This window comes from Pseudomonas sp. MNR3A (genome assembly GCF_009650575.1).
GTDB lineage: Bacteria > Pseudomonadota > Gammaproteobacteria > Pseudomonadales > Pseudomonadaceae > Aquipseudomonas > Aquipseudomonas machongensis.
On sequence record NZ_VZZS01000016.1, the window covers coordinates 254,545 to 272,414 of the forward strand.

General features: G+C 63.2%; 13 protein-coding genes. 7 read left to right on the top strand and 6 right to left on the bottom strand.

Features of this window, described 5'->3' with window-relative positions:
• Positions 1-66: 66 nt before the first annotated feature.
• From F6X62_RS12790 to F6X62_RS12805, 4 genes are all read left to right on the top strand, one after another.
• The gene (locus tag F6X62_RS12790; RefSeq protein WP_054890710.1) at positions 67-807 is read left to right on the top strand and encodes a response regulator; all 741 of its coding nucleotides are present in this window, start codon (positions 67-69) and stop codon (positions 805-807) included.
• Complete coding sequence (locus F6X62_RS12795; RefSeq protein WP_153773730.1) at positions 804-2,105, top strand: HAMP domain-containing sensor histidine kinase; 1,302 nt, start codon at positions 804-806, stop codon at positions 2,103-2,105. Before F6X62_RS12790 ends, F6X62_RS12795 begins: the two co-directional genes overlap by 4 nt.
• Positions 2,106-2,297: 192 nt before the next feature.
• Complete coding sequence (locus tag F6X62_RS12800; RefSeq protein WP_054890712.1) at positions 2,298-2,924, top strand: ferric reductase-like transmembrane domain-containing protein; 627 nt, start codon at positions 2,298-2,300, stop codon at positions 2,922-2,924.
• 15 nt (positions 2,925-2,939) lie between these two features.
• Positions 2,940-3,434: a DoxX family protein gene (locus F6X62_RS12805; protein ID WP_153773731.1), complete on the top strand. Its 495-nt coding sequence runs from the start codon at positions 2,940-2,942 to the stop codon at positions 3,432-3,434.
• A gap of 124 nt (positions 3,435-3,558) precedes the next feature.
• Here the strand turns inward: F6X62_RS12805 and F6X62_RS12810 are convergent, their stop codons facing one another.
• The 5 genes from F6X62_RS12810 to F6X62_RS12830 form a co-directional block, all read right to left on the bottom strand.
• On the bottom strand, positions 3,559-4,263 hold the full coding sequence (locus tag F6X62_RS12810) for a DUF2063 domain-containing protein (RefSeq protein WP_153773732.1): 705 nt from the start codon (positions 4,261-4,263) through the stop codon (positions 3,559-3,561).
• Positions 4,256-5,089 carry a DUF692 domain-containing protein gene (locus F6X62_RS12815; protein ID WP_153773733.1) on the bottom strand — a complete coding sequence of 278 codons (834 nt, stop codon included), beginning with the start codon at positions 5,087-5,089 and terminating at the stop codon, positions 4,256-4,258. Before F6X62_RS12815 ends, F6X62_RS12810 begins: the two co-directional genes overlap by 8 nt.
• 315 nt (positions 5,090-5,404) lie before the next feature.
• Positions 5,405-5,965 (bottom strand): DUF4174 domain-containing protein, encoded by a 561-nt coding sequence (locus F6X62_RS12820; RefSeq protein ID WP_153773734.1) that lies wholly within the window; start codon positions 5,963-5,965, stop codon positions 5,405-5,407.
• A 201-nt stretch (positions 5,966-6,166) separates the two neighbouring features.
• Positions 6,167-11,053: an NEL-type E3 ubiquitin ligase domain-containing protein gene (locus F6X62_RS12825; protein WP_178117549.1), complete on the bottom strand. Its 4,887-nt coding sequence runs from the start codon at positions 11,051-11,053 to the stop codon at positions 6,167-6,169.
• A gap of 109 nt (positions 11,054-11,162) precedes the next feature.
• Complete coding sequence (locus F6X62_RS12830; protein ID WP_153773736.1) at positions 11,163-13,523, bottom strand: DNA polymerase II; 2,361 nt, start codon at positions 13,521-13,523, stop codon at positions 11,163-11,165.
• 198 nt (positions 13,524-13,721) lie between these two features.
• Between F6X62_RS12830 and F6X62_RS12835 the strand changes: the two genes are divergently transcribed.
• Positions 13,722-15,875 carry a TonB-dependent siderophore receptor gene (locus tag F6X62_RS12835; protein WP_153773737.1) on the top strand — a complete coding sequence of 718 codons (2,154 nt, stop codon included), beginning with the start codon at positions 13,722-13,724 and terminating at the stop codon, positions 15,873-15,875.
• 27 nt (positions 15,876-15,902) lie between these two features.
• Here F6X62_RS12835 and F6X62_RS12840 read toward each other — a convergent pair whose 3' ends face one another.
• The gene (locus F6X62_RS12840) at positions 15,903-16,382 is read right to left on the bottom strand and encodes a VOC family protein (protein WP_153773738.1); all 480 of its coding nucleotides are present in this window, start codon (positions 16,380-16,382) and stop codon (positions 15,903-15,905) included.
• Between the two features lie 215 nt (positions 16,383-16,597).
• On the opposite strand from F6X62_RS12840, the gene F6X62_RS12845 reads away from it, so the two are divergent.
• Complete coding sequence (locus tag F6X62_RS12845; RefSeq protein ID WP_153773739.1) at positions 16,598-17,167, top strand: ComF family protein; 570 nt, start codon at positions 16,598-16,600, stop codon at positions 17,165-17,167.
• Positions 17,167-17,841 carry a hypothetical protein gene (locus F6X62_RS12850; RefSeq protein WP_178117550.1) on the top strand — a complete coding sequence of 225 codons (675 nt, stop codon included), beginning with the start codon at positions 17,167-17,169 and terminating at the stop codon, positions 17,839-17,841. The genes F6X62_RS12845 and F6X62_RS12850 overlap by 1 nt, the downstream gene beginning before the upstream one ends.
• The last annotated feature ends 29 nt before the right edge of the window (positions 17,842-17,870 follow it).

The window sequence follows — 17,870 nt, forward strand, 5'->3', positions numbered from 1 at the left end:
ACCCGCAGGCAAGCGAGCCGAGCCTCGTTACACTGTGCCCATCGCACTCATTACAGGACCACCATGATGGAACACGTCGATCACATCCTGATCGTCGACGACGACCGCGAAATTCGCGAGCTGGTCGGCAACTACCTTAAGAAGAACGGTCTGCGCACGAGCATCGTCGCTGACGGTCGGCAGATGCGCAGCTTTCTCGAGGGCAACTCCGTCGACCTGGTCGTGCTCGACATCATGATGCCCGGCGACGACGGCCTGTTGCTGTGCCGCGAATTGCGCGCTGGCAAGCACCGCAACACGCCAGTCTTGATGCTCACTGCACGCAACGACGAAACCGACCGCATCATCGGCCTGGAAATGGGCGCCGACGACTATCTGACCAAACCGTTCTCCGCCCGCGAGCTGCTGGCGCGGATCAATGCAGTGCTGCGCCGCACGCGCATGCTGCCGCCCAACCTCACCATCAGCGAAAGCAGCCGGCTGATCGCTTTCGGCCAATGGCGCCTGGACACCACCGCCCGTCACCTGCTCGACGACGAAGGCACCCTCGTGGCCTTGAGCGGCGCCGAGTACCGCCTTTTACGGGTATTCCTCGACCATCCGCAGCGGGTGCTCAGCCGCGAGCAACTGCTCAACCTCACCCAGGGCCGCGAAGCCGACATCTTCGACCGGTCCATCGACTTGCTGGTCAGCCGGTTGCGCCAGCGCCTGGGCGACGACGCGCGCGAACCGACCTGCATCAAGACCGTGCGCAGCGAGGGCTATGTGTTCTCGCTGCCGGTCTCGCTGATCGAGTCGCCGACATGAAGTGGCCGGGCACCCTCGCTTCGCGCCTGGCGCTGATCTTCCTGACGGGGCTGGTGCTGGCCTACGGCTCCTCGTTCGGCCTTCAGTTCTACGAGCGCTATGTCAGCAGCCGCTCGATGATGCTGAGCAACCTGGAAATGGACGTCGCCACCTCGGTGGCCATCCTCGATCGCCTGCCCGCCGCCGAACGTGCTGGGTGGCTTGCGCGCCTGGAGCGTCACAACTACCGCTACCGCCTCGACCAAGGCCTTGTCGGCCAGAGCATGCCCAGCGCCGACCCGCCCATGGCAGCAGAGTCGATCGTCAAGGCGATCGGCAAGGACTATCACCTGACCTTCCAGGATATCCCCGGGCCGAACCCGCACTTCCAGGCGCACCTCAAGTTCGCCGACGGCGCACCACTGACCATCGACGTCACCCCGGCGCCGGTGCCACTGGCCACCTGGCTACCGGTGGTGCTGTTGTTCCAGCTGGCGATCCTGCTGCTGTGCACCTGGCTTGCGGTACGCCTGGCGATCGGCCCGCTGACGCGCCTGGCCCAGGCCGTCGACCACCTCGACCCCGACAAGCCCGGGCCACAGCTGGATGAGAGCGGCCCGCGCGAGGTGAAGTACGCCGCCGTCGCCTTCAACGCCCTGCAGGCACGCATCGCCGCTTATCTCAAGGAGCGCATGCAATTGTTGGCCGCCATCTCCCATGACCTGCAGACACCGATCACGCGTATGAAGCTGCGCGTGGAAGTGATGGACGACGGACTGGAGAAGGACAAACTGTGGAGCGACCTGAGCGCCATGGAGCATCTGGTGCGCGAGGGGGTAGCCTACGCCCGCAGCATGGACAGCAGCACCGAACAGCCATGCAAGGTCAATCTCGACGCGTTTCTCGACAGCCTGGTATTCGATTACCAGGACAGCGGTGCGCAGGTCGTACGCTGCGGCGACACCGACACGGTGCTGCACACCCGCCCGCATGCCCTGCGCAGAGTCCTGGTCAACCTGCTGGACAACGCCTTGAAGTTCGCCGGCTCTGCGCGCCTGGAAGTCAGCCACCGGAGTACCGGCGACACCCTGATCCGGGTGCTCGACGAAGGTCCGGGGATTCCCGAGCAGGAGTTGGGCGAGGTGCTCAAACCCTTCTATCGGGTCGAAGGTTCACGCAATCGCAGTACCGGTGGGACCGGGCTTGGGCTGGCAATTGCCCATCAACTGACCCAGGCCCTGGGTGGGCGACTGAGCCTGAGCAATCGTGAAAGTGGTGGGCTGTGCGCCCAGATAGAACTGCCACCCTCGCACCTGTAGAAATAACCCTGTCTGTAGGAGGGGTCTCCCCTCCTACCCTTGGGTCTTGTACGGTTCTGTAGCACACCCGCCTAACGGTACACGCCGATACACAATCCGCGCCTCGCCGACACACTGCAGATACCCCTTCCCAACACACTCCCAGCCACAACAACGCGACGGCATTCGCCGTCGACGACCTGGGAGCTGCTCATGAAAAACCTCGCGTTACCCTCCGGCTGGAAGCTGTTCGCTGCCCTTGCCGGCCTGACCCTGCTGATGACCGGACTGGCACTGTGGATGCACCCCGTCGGCTCTGCCGATGCCCTGCGCACCGCCATACGCGCCACCGCGCGAAGCTCCTTCGCGCTGTTCCTGCTGACGTTTCTGGCCTCCTCGCTGGTGACCCTGTTGCCTGGTGCCTTCAGCCGCCAGGTGCTGCGTGAGCGACGCTTCCTCGGGTTGGCCTTCGCCTTCTCCCACACGGTTCATGGCGTGCTGATCTACCTCTATGCGCAACGCTTCCCGGAACTGTTCTGGGCCGGCCGCACCGCAGTGGCCAACATTCCTGGCAGTGTCGGCTACCTGTTCATCCTGCTGCTGACCCTTACATCGTTCAAAGGCGCCATGCGCCTCCTAGGCGGTCGCCTGTGGCGAGGCCTGCACAGCACCGGCACCTGGGTGCTGGCCGGGGTGTTCTGCCTGTCGTTCTACAAGCGCATCCCGATGGGCGGCTGGTACCCGCTGGCATTCGCCCTGATGTTCGCCGCCATCGTCCTCAAGCTCACCGCAAAGCGCGCTCAACACCTGCGCCGCGCCAAACCCGCCCTTTCCTGCTGAAGCGAGACCTGCACCATGACAACACTGATCAATCGCACCCTTGCACGCATCGATAACACCGGCAACTGGAGCGCGGACCTGCCCCTGCGGCTGTTCCTGGCCTGGGAGTTCTTCGAGTCGGGCCTTGAAAAGTTCAACGGCAACAACTGGTTCGTCGACTTGCAGGCCAACTTCCCCTTCCCGTTCAACATGCTGCCCGCTGAGTTCAACTGGCAGGTGTCGATGTGGGCCGAGCTGATCTGTCCGTTGCTCCTGCTGCTGGGCTTCGGTACACGCCTGGCCTCGGTCGTGTTGGCCGTGGTGACGGTCGTCGCGATCGCCTCCGTGCACTGGCCGGCACATTGGTCATCACTGACTGAGCTGGCCCAGGGCTATACCATTACCGACCGCGGCTTCGGCAACTTCAAGCTTCCGCTGATCTACCTGGTGGCGTTGCTGCCCCTGATACTCAAGGGATCGGGTCGTCTGAGCCTGGATTATTGGCTGACTCGCCGCTGGCAGCACGGCTGACCAAGGGTCTGCAGAACACAAAGCCCACGCCTGTTACCAGGTGTGGGCTTTGTGTTTTTCGCGAAGTGGAAACACCCGTGGATGGGCCCGCACGATTGATACGGGCACCTGTTGAGGCGCCCCGTCAGGGCGCCCGGGTTCCAATGATCACACCCTGGGCGCGCAACCCTTCGAGCATTGCTCTCCCGCCCTCGAGCGACGCCTCGCCCCCCAGCGCCAGCAAGCGCTCACGCCCGCTGCCCGAGGCGTTCAACAGCTGCCAAGCCAGTGGCGCCAGGCGGGAAAAGTGCACCTTGAATCCTGCATCGCGGTGTACCAGCAGCAGGGACGGCATCTCTGGCGCCTGTTCAGGCTGGTAGCCTGGGCCGATTTGCTCCACCGGCCATTGGTAAGCCAGCACCTGGGCTACACAGGACAGCAGTGGCTCCCCGTCGAGCAGATCGCCGTCTGGATCGTGTGCCGGGTCCTGCGCATCAGTGAGGCTCAGGTACGCCTCGATCCACTCGTAATGCGCCAGTTCCAGTTGCCAGGGTGCATCCAGCTCGACACCTTGCAGATAGTCGATGAAGCACTCGGCAATCTCGGTGAACAACGGGGTCTGGCTGCGATAGTTGGCGTAGAAGTCGCGCACCCGGGCATGCCAGACCTGATCGCCCAAGGTCCTGCGCATCACCGGGAAACTGCCGGCCAGCAAGCCCTCGATGGCACCGTAGAATAGCTCGCGGTAAACCCTCAACCGCCGCGCCTCGATACCGGGTGGCGCCGGATGGCGCTGCGGGTCGCGCAGGTGAAGGGCCAGGGTGAATTGTTGCTCGCGCAGCTCAGTCATGGCGCAACCCTCCGGCAGCCTGCTGCAGCGCCCGGATGCGTGCAGTCTCGGCCAGCAGCTCGGCGATGGGCGGGTAGTTGAAATCGCGCTCCAGCACTGTCGGCTGATTGCCGAAACGCTGGCAAGCGATCGAGAACAGCGTCCATACGTCTTCCTTCACCGCAGCGCCGTGGGTATCGACCTTCAAGTCCGGCGCCTCGTCGTAGTGCCCCGCCACATGCATGCCAACCACCCGTTCGCGCGGCAGCCCTTCGAGAAAGGCCAATGCGTCGTATCGATGGTTGCAGGCATTGACGAAGACGTTGTTGACGTCCAGCAGCAGGTCACAGTCGGCTTCCTCGAGCACGGCGCGGATGAACGACAACTCGCTCATCGCCTGGTAGGGCGCGGCGTAGTAGCTGATGTTTTCCACCGCGATACGCCGGCCCAGACAATCCTGGGCCTGGCGGATACGCGCAGAGACATGGCGGACAGCTTCGTCGGTGAAAGGAATAGGCATCAGGTCGTAGAGATGGCCATCATCGCTGCAATAACTCAGGTGTTCGCTGTACAGCTTCACCCGGTATCGGTCCATGAAACGGCGGGTGCTATCGAGCAGCTTCAGGTCCAGCGCCTCGGGGCCGCCCAGCGACAGTGACAGGCCATGGCAAGCGATTGCGAAACGTTCGGCGAGCTGCGCCAGGCCATGGCCAAAGGCGCCGCCGACATTGATCCAGTTTTCCGGGGCGCACTCGAGAAAGTCCACGGTGCCTGGCTCCAGTTTCAGCAGTTCGGCAAGCAGGCCGCGTCGCAAACCAAGGCCGGTGAGCAAGGGTTGGGAATGCATGAGAGAAGTCTCCGCAGGGGCCGGAAACGACTGCGGGGCAAGCCGCCTTCCGTTGAACGATGGAAGATGGCTTGCCCCGCGCGCTAACCGGCGAGAGGTCAGATTTGTCGAATGAAACGGCAGAACGGCGGGAGAAGATTGCAGATAGCGGTCATGGCAAGGCTCCACATCGGTCGAAAGGTCAGCTCATTTCGCCGCAATGGTGTGTCCTTGGTGTATCGGGCAATGGCGGAATTTGTATGGCAATCGGTCACCGGGGCCCGGTGATACAGTGCGATACAAAAACGCCGGTCTGCAAAGACCGGCGCGGGGGGTTCAGTCGTCCAGTGGCTTGGGCGGTGCTGCCGGCTTGGCCGGTCTGGTGGCCTTGCCAGTCTCTTTCGCTTTGGGCTCTGCGGCCGGGGCGGCGGCTACCGGCTCGGGTGTCGCGATGGCTTTCTCAGCGGCGGGCAGTTCGTCAACCGCCTTGAAAATCGCCTGCGGGTCGATCTTCTCACCGCTTTCATCATCCTTGAGCATGTGCCGCTCGCCATCCTTGCCGATCAGGATCACCTTGGTGCCTTTGCTCGCGCCAAGCTTGAGCTCGCGGATCAGCGCCATGGTGGTCTGCTGCTCAAGGTTCTTGTCTTCGCGTTTGCCCATCATCTGGGCAACGCTGAACAGCACCAGGTTGCGCTCCTTGAACCCGGCCTGGGTAGCTGGATCTTTCATGGCCTCTTCCAGCCCGCGCAAGGTCGGGTCGGCGCTGCTGGGGGCGATCACGACCAGTGGCCGTGCCTTGCCCAGCTCCTTGGCCAGGGGCGCATCGCTGTCTGCCGCCAACAGCGGGGCGGCGACGGCAAGCAGGGTGGCGAGGGTCAGTGACCGGACGAGCATGTGTATCTCCTTGTTCTCTCGATATATCAATGACTACAGATCATAGAGAAAGATCCGAAACGGAGCCTAAACCACCTGCGGTGGACCATGCGCTGTGCAAAGGTAACTTCCGGTGTCCAGGCCTTCGCTCAGGAGGTACGGAAATGGCCGGCACCCACTGCAGAGCATAGCCCAACAATGAACGCCGGCCCCCTTCGCCGCTCAGCCCATGCCGCTGCCACGGCTTGGTCCAGGCTGCGGCTCGGAAGCACCCGGTTCCAGCTGGGATGGGTTCTGCGCCAGTGCGGCTCGGGTCAGTTCTATGATCCGTGCCTGCACCGCCGCATCGTGCTCGGTCGACAGCAGGTCCATCGTCTGGCGAAAGGTCTGTGAATCCATGCCTGTGCCAAGCGCGCGCATGCGCTCGGCGAATTCGCTATCGACCAAGCGCATCTCAAGGCTGGCACGCTGCTCGCGCAGTTGCCGGTCGATATCGGCCTGCCGCTGCTGATGGTCCTCCAGGGCGTCCCCGCTCAGGCCGTCGGCTTGAAGGCTCAGTTGGCCGGACTGCGCCTGCAGCCGCTGCACCTCGTCACGCAGGGCTTGCAAGGTGTCGTCATAGGATCGAGCGCCTGATGAATCATCGCCAGCCATCTCCTGAACCACCTCGATACGCTCGAAGAACGGCTTCTTGATGGCGTCGAACTCCGCTTGATGGCTGTTCTTGAGATGCTCGGTCCAGAATTCACGCATGAACAACGACTCGACCATGGCCTGCTCGGTTTCCCCCTCGCGCAGCCGCTGGCGGGCGGCTGCCAGACGCTCGGGAGTCAAGCCGGCAGTCTGCTGATAGGCGATGTCTGCCGGTTGTGCAGGCAGATCGAAGTCATCGCGCAGCATGACACGGTAGGCCAGTTCCACCTCGACTTCATCGGGATCACGCCCCGCGACCACACGAGCGGCAATGTCATCGACGGCAATCCGTTCGATTTCATCCAGGCGCCACAGCTGCCGGCCCAGGCGAACCAATGCCGCATCTTGGGCACCCGCCTTGGCGTCGACCAGCGCCTTCCAGACCAGCATGCGCACTTCCAGTCGGCTGAAGTTACCGATGACACTGTCCTGGCAGGTCCTGGGCAACATCGCCTGGGTGAACAGTTCCTCGCGCAACTCGGCATGCTCGCGCATCGCAAGCATCATGCTGGTCACTCGCCGCCCGAGATCCGCGCCATGGTTGCGAAAATCCAGTGTCTCCAGCAGGCGGCGCAACAAGTCCATGAAGTCGGCGCTGCCCGGCGCCTCGGCCAGCCCATTCCAGTACTCGTCGAACTGTGCGGTGGCGCCTGATTCGATCACCCGTTGCCAGGTATTGCGGGCACTGTCGAGCGCAGCAGCACCCTCCTCCGCTTGATCACTGACATTTTCGGCTTCCAGCTCCTCTTCAATTATGAGTTGATGACGAATCATGAAGCTGCGCAGTCGCTGGGTCGACGTGGCGCTCAGCGGGTTCTCGCTCAACAGCACCGCGCGGGCGTACCACCTGGGGGCACTGAAGAAGTGATCGGGAAGTTCGACAATTGCGTTGTGACGCAGGTCAGCGACCACCAAAGAGCCTCGACTCAGCAAGCCCTCGGGCAACTCGCTGATTCCGGTATGCGCCAACTGCAGGGAGTTCAGATGCGGCATGCCCGCCACGGAAAAACTACGCCCCAATGGGTTGTACGACAAATCCAGCAGCCTCAGGTGCGTCAGCTGCAGCAGCGTGGTCGCCTGGCCATCGTCCAGCATGATCTGATTGCCGGTCAGGTCCAGCTCACGCAGTCGCGACAGGTGACGTAACCGGGGCGGCAGGCGGGTAAGCCTGTTGTTGGGTAACTCGAGGACTTCCAGGCGACTGAACGCCCGCATGAATGTGCTGGAAATCTCGGTCAGGCCAATGCCGCGCAACGACAATGACACCACCTGATCGAAGCGAACCTGTTGCGAAAGCTCCGGGAGCGACTGCAGCGACACGGTCCACAGGTTCAGGCGTTGGCCGATCACGCGCCCGTTCTGGTCGTACACCCTGGGCAGCGTGCGCCGCCAGGCCGCAAGCAAGGCGTCACGCATGTAGACTCTTTCGCCACGGGCGCTCAGGCTCATGGGCTGATTGGTCCACAATTGCAGGTCCGTCTCCAGCACTGCCAACTCATCCTCAAGCCGACTCAGCTCGGTGTGAAAGTTCCCGCCGCTGTTGCCAAGCGTCACCAGCCAGGCTCGTACATCGTTGTCGCTCAGGTTCGGGTAGAGGTTACGCACTCTGGCGAACAACGGCCGGCCTCGCCCCCGCCCGCCCCCGCGACCACTCAACGGGTAACCGACCCGGCCATCCGCCAGACGTTGCGGCGCGCGGAACCAGCCTGCAGAGTCCCGCCTGCCGAGCATCGTCTGGACGTCCGCCCGACGGGCCGCGGTCGCGCGCGCCAGGGTTACACGCAGGTTGTGGGCCAGGGGCTCGCCCAATCCCAGCGCCTCCCGCTGAGGACCATCCATCGCACTGCTCAGGACCTCGAACAACTCCCCTTCCCCGAGCACCGCCTCGGTTGCCCCGTCGAGCAATAGGAAGTACCCATCGGTGTGAACCAGTGTCAGTGTGCGAACGGCCTGTGTGCGGTCTATCGACAGCAGCACCGGGCCGTTCGCAGAGCGCTCGCACAAGCGCCAGGCCACGTTGCGCGAAGCACCCGGCAGGGCGTCGAGCACCTGCAGCGCAACACGGGCAAGGTCGGCATTCTGGCTAGCGTCCAGGTACAACCCTTCGAACACTCGGGCCACTCTGATACGCCACACCGCAGCGCCCGCCTTTGAAGCAAGGTCCACCGCAACCCGGCCGTCATCCAGCAAGCGCTGGCGATCCACAACACTGGCTTCGCGCATCAGTTGCGCAGCCGCTCGACCGTGCAATGAAGCGAACTGCCGACACAGACGCTGGACGCCTGCGTCCCCCGGTGGCTGCTCCAACGCATACAGCTGCTCGAACAGACGCCTTCGTTCGGACCAGATCAACTCCGCCAATACCTGGTCCGAAGCACCAGCGGCGCCAGGCAGTAACCGCGCCTGATCAAGCACGGCCTCTTCGGTGGGCATGACCCCGCCGCGCAATTGCCTGACCACTCGACGGATGCGCAGGTCCAGCCGATACCGAACGACACTGTCCTGCCATTCGCCATGGGCCACGCCCCCCTCGACATGTACCGCTCGCAGATGCTGGGCCTGTATGTCGTGGGCGAGCAGAATCTCATCGATCTGGTCGTCGTCCAGTTCGGCAAAGTCATGACCCAAGCGCCGGAAAGAGCGCCGAGGGTCATCCCACTCCAGCGGTTGCTCCCACCACAGCCGCCAGCTACCCGCGCCGTTGTGTCTGAGCACCGGCGCATGGTTGTCGTCACCCTGCAGGCGCCAGCGCTGATCGCTGCCCTGCGCAACGCGATAGTACTGGCCATCCATTTCAACCCAGCAGCCTTCACCTGCCCGGTATACACCCAGGTCGTCACGCACGGCCCCCGCAGGCGGCGCACTGCGAAAGGGTGTGAGGTCTTCTTTCCACAGCCGCGTGCTGCCGTCCTCCAGCCGCACCGGCAATAGGCTATCGACGAGTGCCGAACGGCTCCAGGCCGCTCGCGCCAGCTGCGCACCTGCCGCCGTAGCCGCAATCATGGCGACATCGCCGGCGACGTTGAGCAGGTGATCGAGTGCCTCGCTGCTGTCCCCCTCGTGCCAGGCCTCGACACCGTGGTAGACCTCACCCAGCAGTTGCCATGCGCTCACCGCGAGCAACACCGCGCCCAGGGCCGGCACGAAAAGCCCCGCTATGTTGAGCAAAGCCCAGCCCTCTGCGGACAAGCGCTGATCGTGCTCACGCCGGACCTGTTCATCCACAGCAGCCGAGGGCACGGCGATCATCGCCGCATCGGCCTTGACCTGCGCGATGCGCGCACGACCCAGCGCAATGAACAGCGAGCCCTCCAAGGTACTGGCGGTGGCCTGGTCGCTGATCTCCCAAGGATGCATGTGCTCTTCCAACGCAATGTTCGCCAGGTCCGACACACCCTGGTAGCCCGAAGCCACAGCAGAAAAGAACGACTGCGCATCGCGGCGCAACACGAAGCGGCTGAAGAAACGCTGATACCCGGGCAGCCGCAAGCGCTTGCCCAGGTCATTGGCAAAGTAGCGCAGGTTGGGAAACGCGCTCCATGGGGTCGCGGGATCGCCCGGAATATGGACCAGCACCCGGTGGCTGGAGCTGTACAGGGGGCTGAGGGTCTCATCGCGCACATCCAGCACCACGATCTGCTCCAGGGTGCACGCCAACAGGCTCAGGCGCTTGCACTGCACCGGTCGTCCTTCGAAGGTCAACGGGGCTTTCTGCGCGCAGAGATTCTTCACCAGCACGTATTCGTTCTCGCTCAGGACGCCCTTCAGCCGAGCGACACAGGCATCGGCCAGCATGCCGTAGCGACGGGCACGGCCGAACACCGAGTCGGCGCCAGCCTCCGAGTCGCTGTTCTGCTCCAGCACCGTGTGCAAATGGCGCTGGTACTGACCGCCCAGGTCCAGTGACCGGCACAGCGCAGCGAAATGAAGCGCGCTGGGCAGACGTGCAGAGCTATTGCCAGGATCGGCAAGCCGGTTACCGGGTAACTGCCCGCCGTCCTCGGTTTCCTCCTCGCGGAAGTTGCCCAGCGCCGCCTCGAGCAGGGGGATTTGCGTGTACACCGGCACCGTCACCGGGTAGCCGATGGGTATCGAGGTGTGCACCGGCTCGCGGTGCCCACGTCGAAACTGCAGTGTGCGGACATCGAAAGGCTCGTCGACATGGGGCTTGAGGGCCTCGGCCAGACGAGTCTGGGCAAAGCTGTCCAGGGGTTCCAACTGCCCCATGATGGCTCGAGCCCGCGTCTGGAAGTACACGCTGAGCTGCATCGCCTCGTGCAGCTGCTTGACCTGTTCCGGGGAGGCCTGACGTAGCCAGTCCGGCAAACGCTGCCCAATCACGGCGTCCTGATGCAAGGCCGGAAAATCGTGGGCGGTAGGGACGCCTTCTTCTCGCTGTTCGGGGGGGATCGTCATGGCATCGCGCTCCTTGAAAAAAGAAGCGCAGGCTAGGTAGCAGCGTCCTAGCTCGGGCATTAGATAGATGCCACCCCGACAGCGACGCACCGAACGAGCGGCGGTTCTTTCAGAAGAGCAGGAGCTGACGATCGGTCAGGCTGGCGAAATCATCCCCAACGAACGGCAAGATCGCATCCGCCACCGGCTGCAACTGCCGGCTCAGGTAGTGCTCGTGATCGACTGGCGACTGCAGGTTCTCCAGCGGCTCCGGGCCTGCCGTGGTGATGAGGTAGCTGATCCAGCCCCCGCGCTGGTACTGCAGTGGACGGCCCAGGCGCAGGTTGTATTCATCGGCAAGGCGCGCGGCGCGCACATGGGGAGGCACGTTGCGCTGGTAGTCCTGCAAGGGACGACGCAGCCGCTTGCGATACACCAGCAGTTCATCCTGTTCGCCCAACAGCGTGCGTCGTACATAATCGCGCACATAGTCGCGGTAGGGTTGGCCCCGAAAGATCCGGCCATACAGCTCCTGCTGGAACTGCCGGGCCAGCGGCGACCAGTCGGTGCGTACCGACTCCAGCCCTTTGTACACCACCTCGTCCTGGCCGTCCGCGCGCTGTACCAACCCGGCATAGCGCTTCTTGCTGCCCTCCTCGGTGCCGCGGATGGTCGGCATCAGGAAGCGCCGGTAGTGGGTTTCGAACTGCAGCTCCAGCGCACTGTGCAGCCCCAGCTCTTGATCCAAATGCTCGCGCCACCACTGGTTGACCTCAGCCACCAGTGCACGCCCGATACGCGCCGCCTGCTCCTCGTCGTGCGCCCCCTTGAGCCAGACGAAGGTGGAATCGGTGTCGCCATAGATCACGTCATAACCACGTGCTTCGATCAGCGCCCGGGTCTGGCGCATGATCTGATGCCCGCGCAGGGTGATCGACGATGCCAGGCGCGGATCGAAGAACCGACAACCGCTGGAGCCAAGCACGCCGTAGAAGGCATTCATGATGATCTTCAGGGCCTGGGACAACGGGGCGTTACCCGCTTTCTTCGCCGCTTCGCGATTCTGCCAGACCCGCTCGACGATGGCTGGCAAGGCGTGGCGGGTACGCGAGAAGCGGGCGCCACGAAAGCCCTCGACCGAGCTTGTCTGATCGGGCTCGCGCAGGCCTTCCACCAGGCCCACCGGGTCGATCAGGAAGGTACGGATGATCGACGGGTACAGGCTCTTGTAGTCCAGCACCAGCACCGATTCGTACAAGCCTGGCCGCGAATCCATGACGAACCCGCCTGGGCTGGCCTCGCCCTCGCGGCTGCCCAGGCTCGGCGCGACGAAGCCCAGCCGGTGCATGGCCGGGATGTACAGGTGACAGAACGCCGCCACCGAGCCGCCGCTGCGGTCCACCGGCAGGCCAGTCACCGTGGCACGTTCAAGAAGGAAGTCGAGCAGCCGGGTGTGCTCGAAGATGCGGGTGACCAGCTCGCAATCCTTGAGGTTGTAGCGCGCCAGGGCCGGCTTGTCCTCGGCGAACATCCGGTTGATCTCATCCATGCGCTGGTAGGGAGTGTCGATGGCCTTGCCTTCGCCCAGCAGGGTCTGGGCGACGTTTTCCAGGCTGAACGAGGGGAAGCTCCAGGTCGCCGAGCGCAGGGCTTCGATGCCGTCGATCAATAGCCGCCCCGGCGCATCGGCGAAGAAATGCGTGCGGCTGCCATGCTCGCGCAGGGTCATCGGCGCACCATCGCGGCCCAGGCACAGAGGCACCTGCAACTGCCGAGCGTGATCGTGGAGGATACGCAGGTCGAACTGCACCAGGTTCCAGCCGATGATCGCATCCGGGTCGTGACGCTCCAACCAGCGGTTGAGGCATTCGAGCAACTGGCCACGGTCGGCACAGTAGTGCAGGTCGAAATCCTCCACCTGCATTGGGCCGTTGGGAGGTCCGAGCATGTAGACCTGGCGCTGGCCGCATCCCTCCAGCGCGATGCTGTACAGCTCGCCCCGTTCGCTGGTCTCGATATCCAGGGACACCAGGCGCAGGCTCGGGCGGTAATCCGGATGAGGCTTGAGCTGGGCATCCACGACCGTTCCCTGGGCATCGACACGACCACCGAACAAGACCGGCGCGGTAATGAAGCGCTCCATCAGATAGCGCTCCGGCGGTCGGATGTCGGCTTCCAGCACCTCGATGCCGGCCGTGCGCAAGCGTTTGTCCAAGGCCATCAGTTGGCGGTGTTGGCGGCAGTAAAGGCCCATCACCGGCCGCTGCTGAAAGTCGCGCAGTTCAAGGGGGCGCAGCTCTGCGCCCGGCTCATCGCCGAGCAACAGTTGTGCATGTGCGGCCTGCTGCGCTGGCACGAACGCCACCGAAACCTGCGCGCCCAGGCGTACACGCCGGGGGCCCTGGTCGGTGGCCAGCCAGAACTCCACACACGTGCCGTCGGGGGTGTCATGCCAATGGCGGGTCAGGACAAAACCCTGCTGCAGCTCCACATGGACCTCACACACTTGATCAAGCGCGAATTCTACCCGCTTTGCGCAAGCCCCGGGACGTCTGGCGATTCTGCAACACGCGGGCAGATGTGAAAAATTTGTCGATTTTTTGGCATACCACGCTTTCGAGGCGCGACAAATCCTGACAAACTTATTGCCAATCATTCTCATAAGCACTAGCAACAAGGATATCCAGGCATGACCCCTGCTGCTCCGCCTCGTCGTTTCGCGCTCAACCTGCTGGCCCTGGCCGTCTGTCTCAGCACCCTGCCCCATGCCATGGCTGACGACCAGCAACCACCCGCGACGCTGGAACTGGGCGCCACCGAGATCAGCGACAACCGGCTGGGCAGCACCACCGAAGGCAGCACGTCCTACACCACCGGCGCCATGAACACCGCGACCAAGCTGCCGTTGACCATGCGCGAGACCCCGCAGGCGGTCACCGTGATCACCCGTCAACGCATGGACGACCAGAACATGACCAGCATCAACGACGTGGCCCGCTACACCCCGGGGCTGTTCCTCAACCAGTCCAGCGGCCCCGGCCGCCAGAGCTACACCGCCCGAGGCTTCGACGTCGACAACCTGATGTACGACGGCATCCCTAGCGCCTATACCGGTTGGGTGGTTGGCGCCCAACCCAACCTGGCGATGTTCGACCGCGTCGAAGTGGTTCGCGGCTCCACCGGTCTGGTCACAGGCGCCGGTACACCATCAGCGGCCATCAACCTGGTGCGCAAGCGCCCACTGGCCGAACAGAAAGTCACCGTTACCAGCGCGGCCGGCAGCTGGGACAACTACCGCGGCGAGCTCGACGCCTCCAGCCCGCTCAACGACAGCGGCACCCTGCGCGGCCGGATAGTGACCTCCTACCGCGACGCCAACGGATTCCGTGATGGTCAGGAAGAAAACCATGGGCTGTTCTATGCCATCAGCGAAGCCGACCTGAGCGACGACACCACCTTGACCCTGGGCTTTTCGCACCAGAAGGACAAGACCAATTTCTTCTGGGGGGCCATCCCGACCGACCTCAGCGGCCATCACCTGGATGTGTCGCGTTCGTACAACCCCGGCACCGACTGGGAAGACAAGGACCAGGAGATCAACACCCTCTTCGCCGAAGTGCGCCACCACCTGGCCAATGACTGGAAGCTGCAGGTCAACGCCAACTACAGCGAGCAGAACGCGCTGTTCCGCGGCTCTTACCTGTCGCGCTGGAACACCGCCAAGACCCTGAGCAGGACGGTCTACCAGTCCGCGCACGACGAGAACCAACTGGGTCTCGACGCCTTTGCCAGCGGCCCCTTCGAGCTGCTGGGCCGCAGCCATGAATTGGTGCTGGGTGCCAGCAAGCGCATCTACGACATGAACGAGCGCGAATACAGCCCCTATGACACCGACTATCCGCTCGATAGCGGCAAGCCGAACTTCCTGCACACTGGCAACAGTCGCTACCTGATCAACCAGGAAGGCGTCTACGCCACCACCCGCCTGAGCCTGGCAGACCCACTCAAGCTGATTCTCGGCGGACGCCTGGACTGGTACGACTACGACCAGCGCGACAACAACGACGGCGACTACAAGGTGACCCGCAACGTCACTCGCTACGGCGGCCTGATCTATGACCTGGACGAGCATCATTCGGTGTATGTGAGCTACACCGACATCTTCACTCCGCAGAGCGGGAAGGACGTCTCCGGCAAGCCGATCATCCCGATCGTCGGCAAGAACTATGAAGTCGGCATCAAGGGCGAATATTTCGACGGTGCCCTGAACGCCAGCCTTGCGGTGTTCCGTATCGACCAGGAAAACCGTCAGGTCCAGATCGGCGCGGCCAACTGCCCGCAGATGACCTGCTATGAAGCCTCGGGCGAAGTACGCAGCCAAGGTATCGATTTCGAAGTGCAGGGTGCACTGACCGACCATTGGCAGATCGGCACCGGCTACACCTACGCCCGCGTGCACACCATCAAGGACGAGAAGAACCCGGCGAGCGTCAACAAGCCGCTCAAGTCCGACACGCCCGAACACCAGTTCAAGCTGTTCACCACCTACCGCTTCCAGGGCCCACTGGAAAAACTGCGAGTGGGCGGCGGCATCACCTGGCAGAGCCGCATGTACAACGACATCCCGGTCAATGGCGGCAACTATCGATTGGTACAAGGTAGCTACGCAGTCACCGACCTGTTGGCCGGCTACCAGGTCAACCAGCATCTGGACCTGCAGCTCAACGCCAACAACATCTTCGACAGGAAGTACTACTCGTCCATTTCGAAGTCGGTGGACTACGGCGGCGACACCTTCGGCGATCCACGCAACCTGATGCTGACGGCCAAGTACAGCTTCTGACCCTCGCGGGCTGGCGGGCCAGGCCTGTCAGCCCTTGATCGCGCGCTCGATCGTGGCGATGTCGATCTTGTCCATCTTCATCATCGCCTCGAACGCCCGCTTGGCTGCCGCGCGGTCGCTACCGCCGACCGCGTCGGTCAGCACCCGCGGGCTGATCTGCCACGACAGCCCCCATTTATCCTTGCACCAGCCGCACACGCTGGCCTGGCCACCGTTATCGATGATCGCGTGCCAGTAGCGATCGGTCTCGGCCTGGTCGTCAGTGGCCACCTGGAACGAAAACGCCTCGGAATGCTTGAACGCGCCCCCACCATTGAGGCCCAGGCACGGGATGCCCATCACGATGAACTCCACCGTAAGCACATCACCCTCTTTGCCCGAGGGGTAGTCGCCCGGCGCCTTGTGCACGGCCACCACACGGCTGTCGGGGAAAGTGTCGGCGTAGAACTGCGCCGCCGCCTCGGCATCGCTGTCGAACCACAGGCAGATGGTGTTCTTGCTGGGCATGGCAGGCTCCCGGATCGGTGGATGATCCTGAGCAGTCTAGCCGGGCCCGTCACAGGTAACTGACGAGGGCGACACACGGACAGCTCGGAATTTTCCTACGCAAGAAACGGAAAGCGAGAAGTCGAAATTGGGACTTCCCCGTCGCAACATTGCCACCGCGGCTGATTGATAGCCGTTCGAACATCTCTGGCATATCAACGACAAGGAAGCCCCACATGGACATTCGCGAACTGCCGGGCAACGACGCCTGGGATTACGGTATCAGCCTCGACAAACATGTCCTCTACAGCGTGCCGGTCGGCGAAAACGCCCAAGGCTACATGCAGTTCGACACCACCCGCACCGCCATCGGCGAGGCTGTATTCCAGCTCAAGTACCGCGACGACTACGACCTGGTGGACTTCCTCGCAGAATCTGTCGTCCAGGCGATACAGAATGTCCCGGTGGATGTCGTGCTGCCCATGCCCGCCAGCCGCCAGCGTACTCGCCAGCCCGTGCACGCGGTGGCAGAACGGGTAGCCCAGTTGCTGGAGCTCGAGTACTGCGACCAGACACTGATCAAGCACAGCAGCACCGTCGCAATGAAAGACCTGGCGACCTATGAAGAGCGCTGCGCCGCGCTGCAAGGTTGCTTTGTCACCCACGACAAACTCCACCCGTGCAATATCCTGCTGCTCGACGATCTGTTCGACACTGGCGCCTCGCTGGAAGCCGCCTGTACCGCCCTGCGCGGATACGCTAGCATCCGCTCAATTGCAGTCGTCACCCTTACACGGAGGCATTGATGCCGAAGGTTTTCATCTCCGGCTCGATCACGCTCAAGCGTCTCGACTCCCAGGTCGAGGCGCGGCTCGACAATATCGTTGCCAGCGGCCATGAAGTTCTGGTCGGTGATGCCGCAGGCGTGGACCAATGCGTGCAGCAGTATTTCGCCAATCGCCAGTACGCCGCCGTTACGGTGTACTGCACCGGTGACACGCCTCGCCACAACCTTGGTGCGTGGCCACTCGTGGCTGTCTGCCCACCCGCCAATGCCAAGGGCCGCGCGTTCTACACCGCCAAGGACCTCGAAATGGCCGAAGCAGCCGATTTCGGCCTGATGATCTGGGACGGCAAAAGCCCCGGCACCTTGAGCAACGTCTTCGAACTGCTGGACAGAGCCCGGAAGTCGGTGGTTTACCGTCAGGCCGCGGGATTGTTCTGCAACGTCCATTGTCTGGACGATCTGCAGGCGCTCATCGCCCAGATGGACGAGCCGGCTCGCCTGGAGGCCGACAAGAAGGTCGGCTTGTCCAGGCGGATCGAACGGCTGTCGAGGAAAGTCGAAGATCCGGTAACCATTCGTCAGCAGATCGATGAACACCTCACGGCCATCGCCCGTCACCAACGCCGGGTGGCCGAGTTGCAAGCCAAGCTGGACGCGATCTCTACATCCACCGGCGCCGACCTGTTCTCCTGAAGGCAACCGGCCGGGCGCCGGTTGCCTGT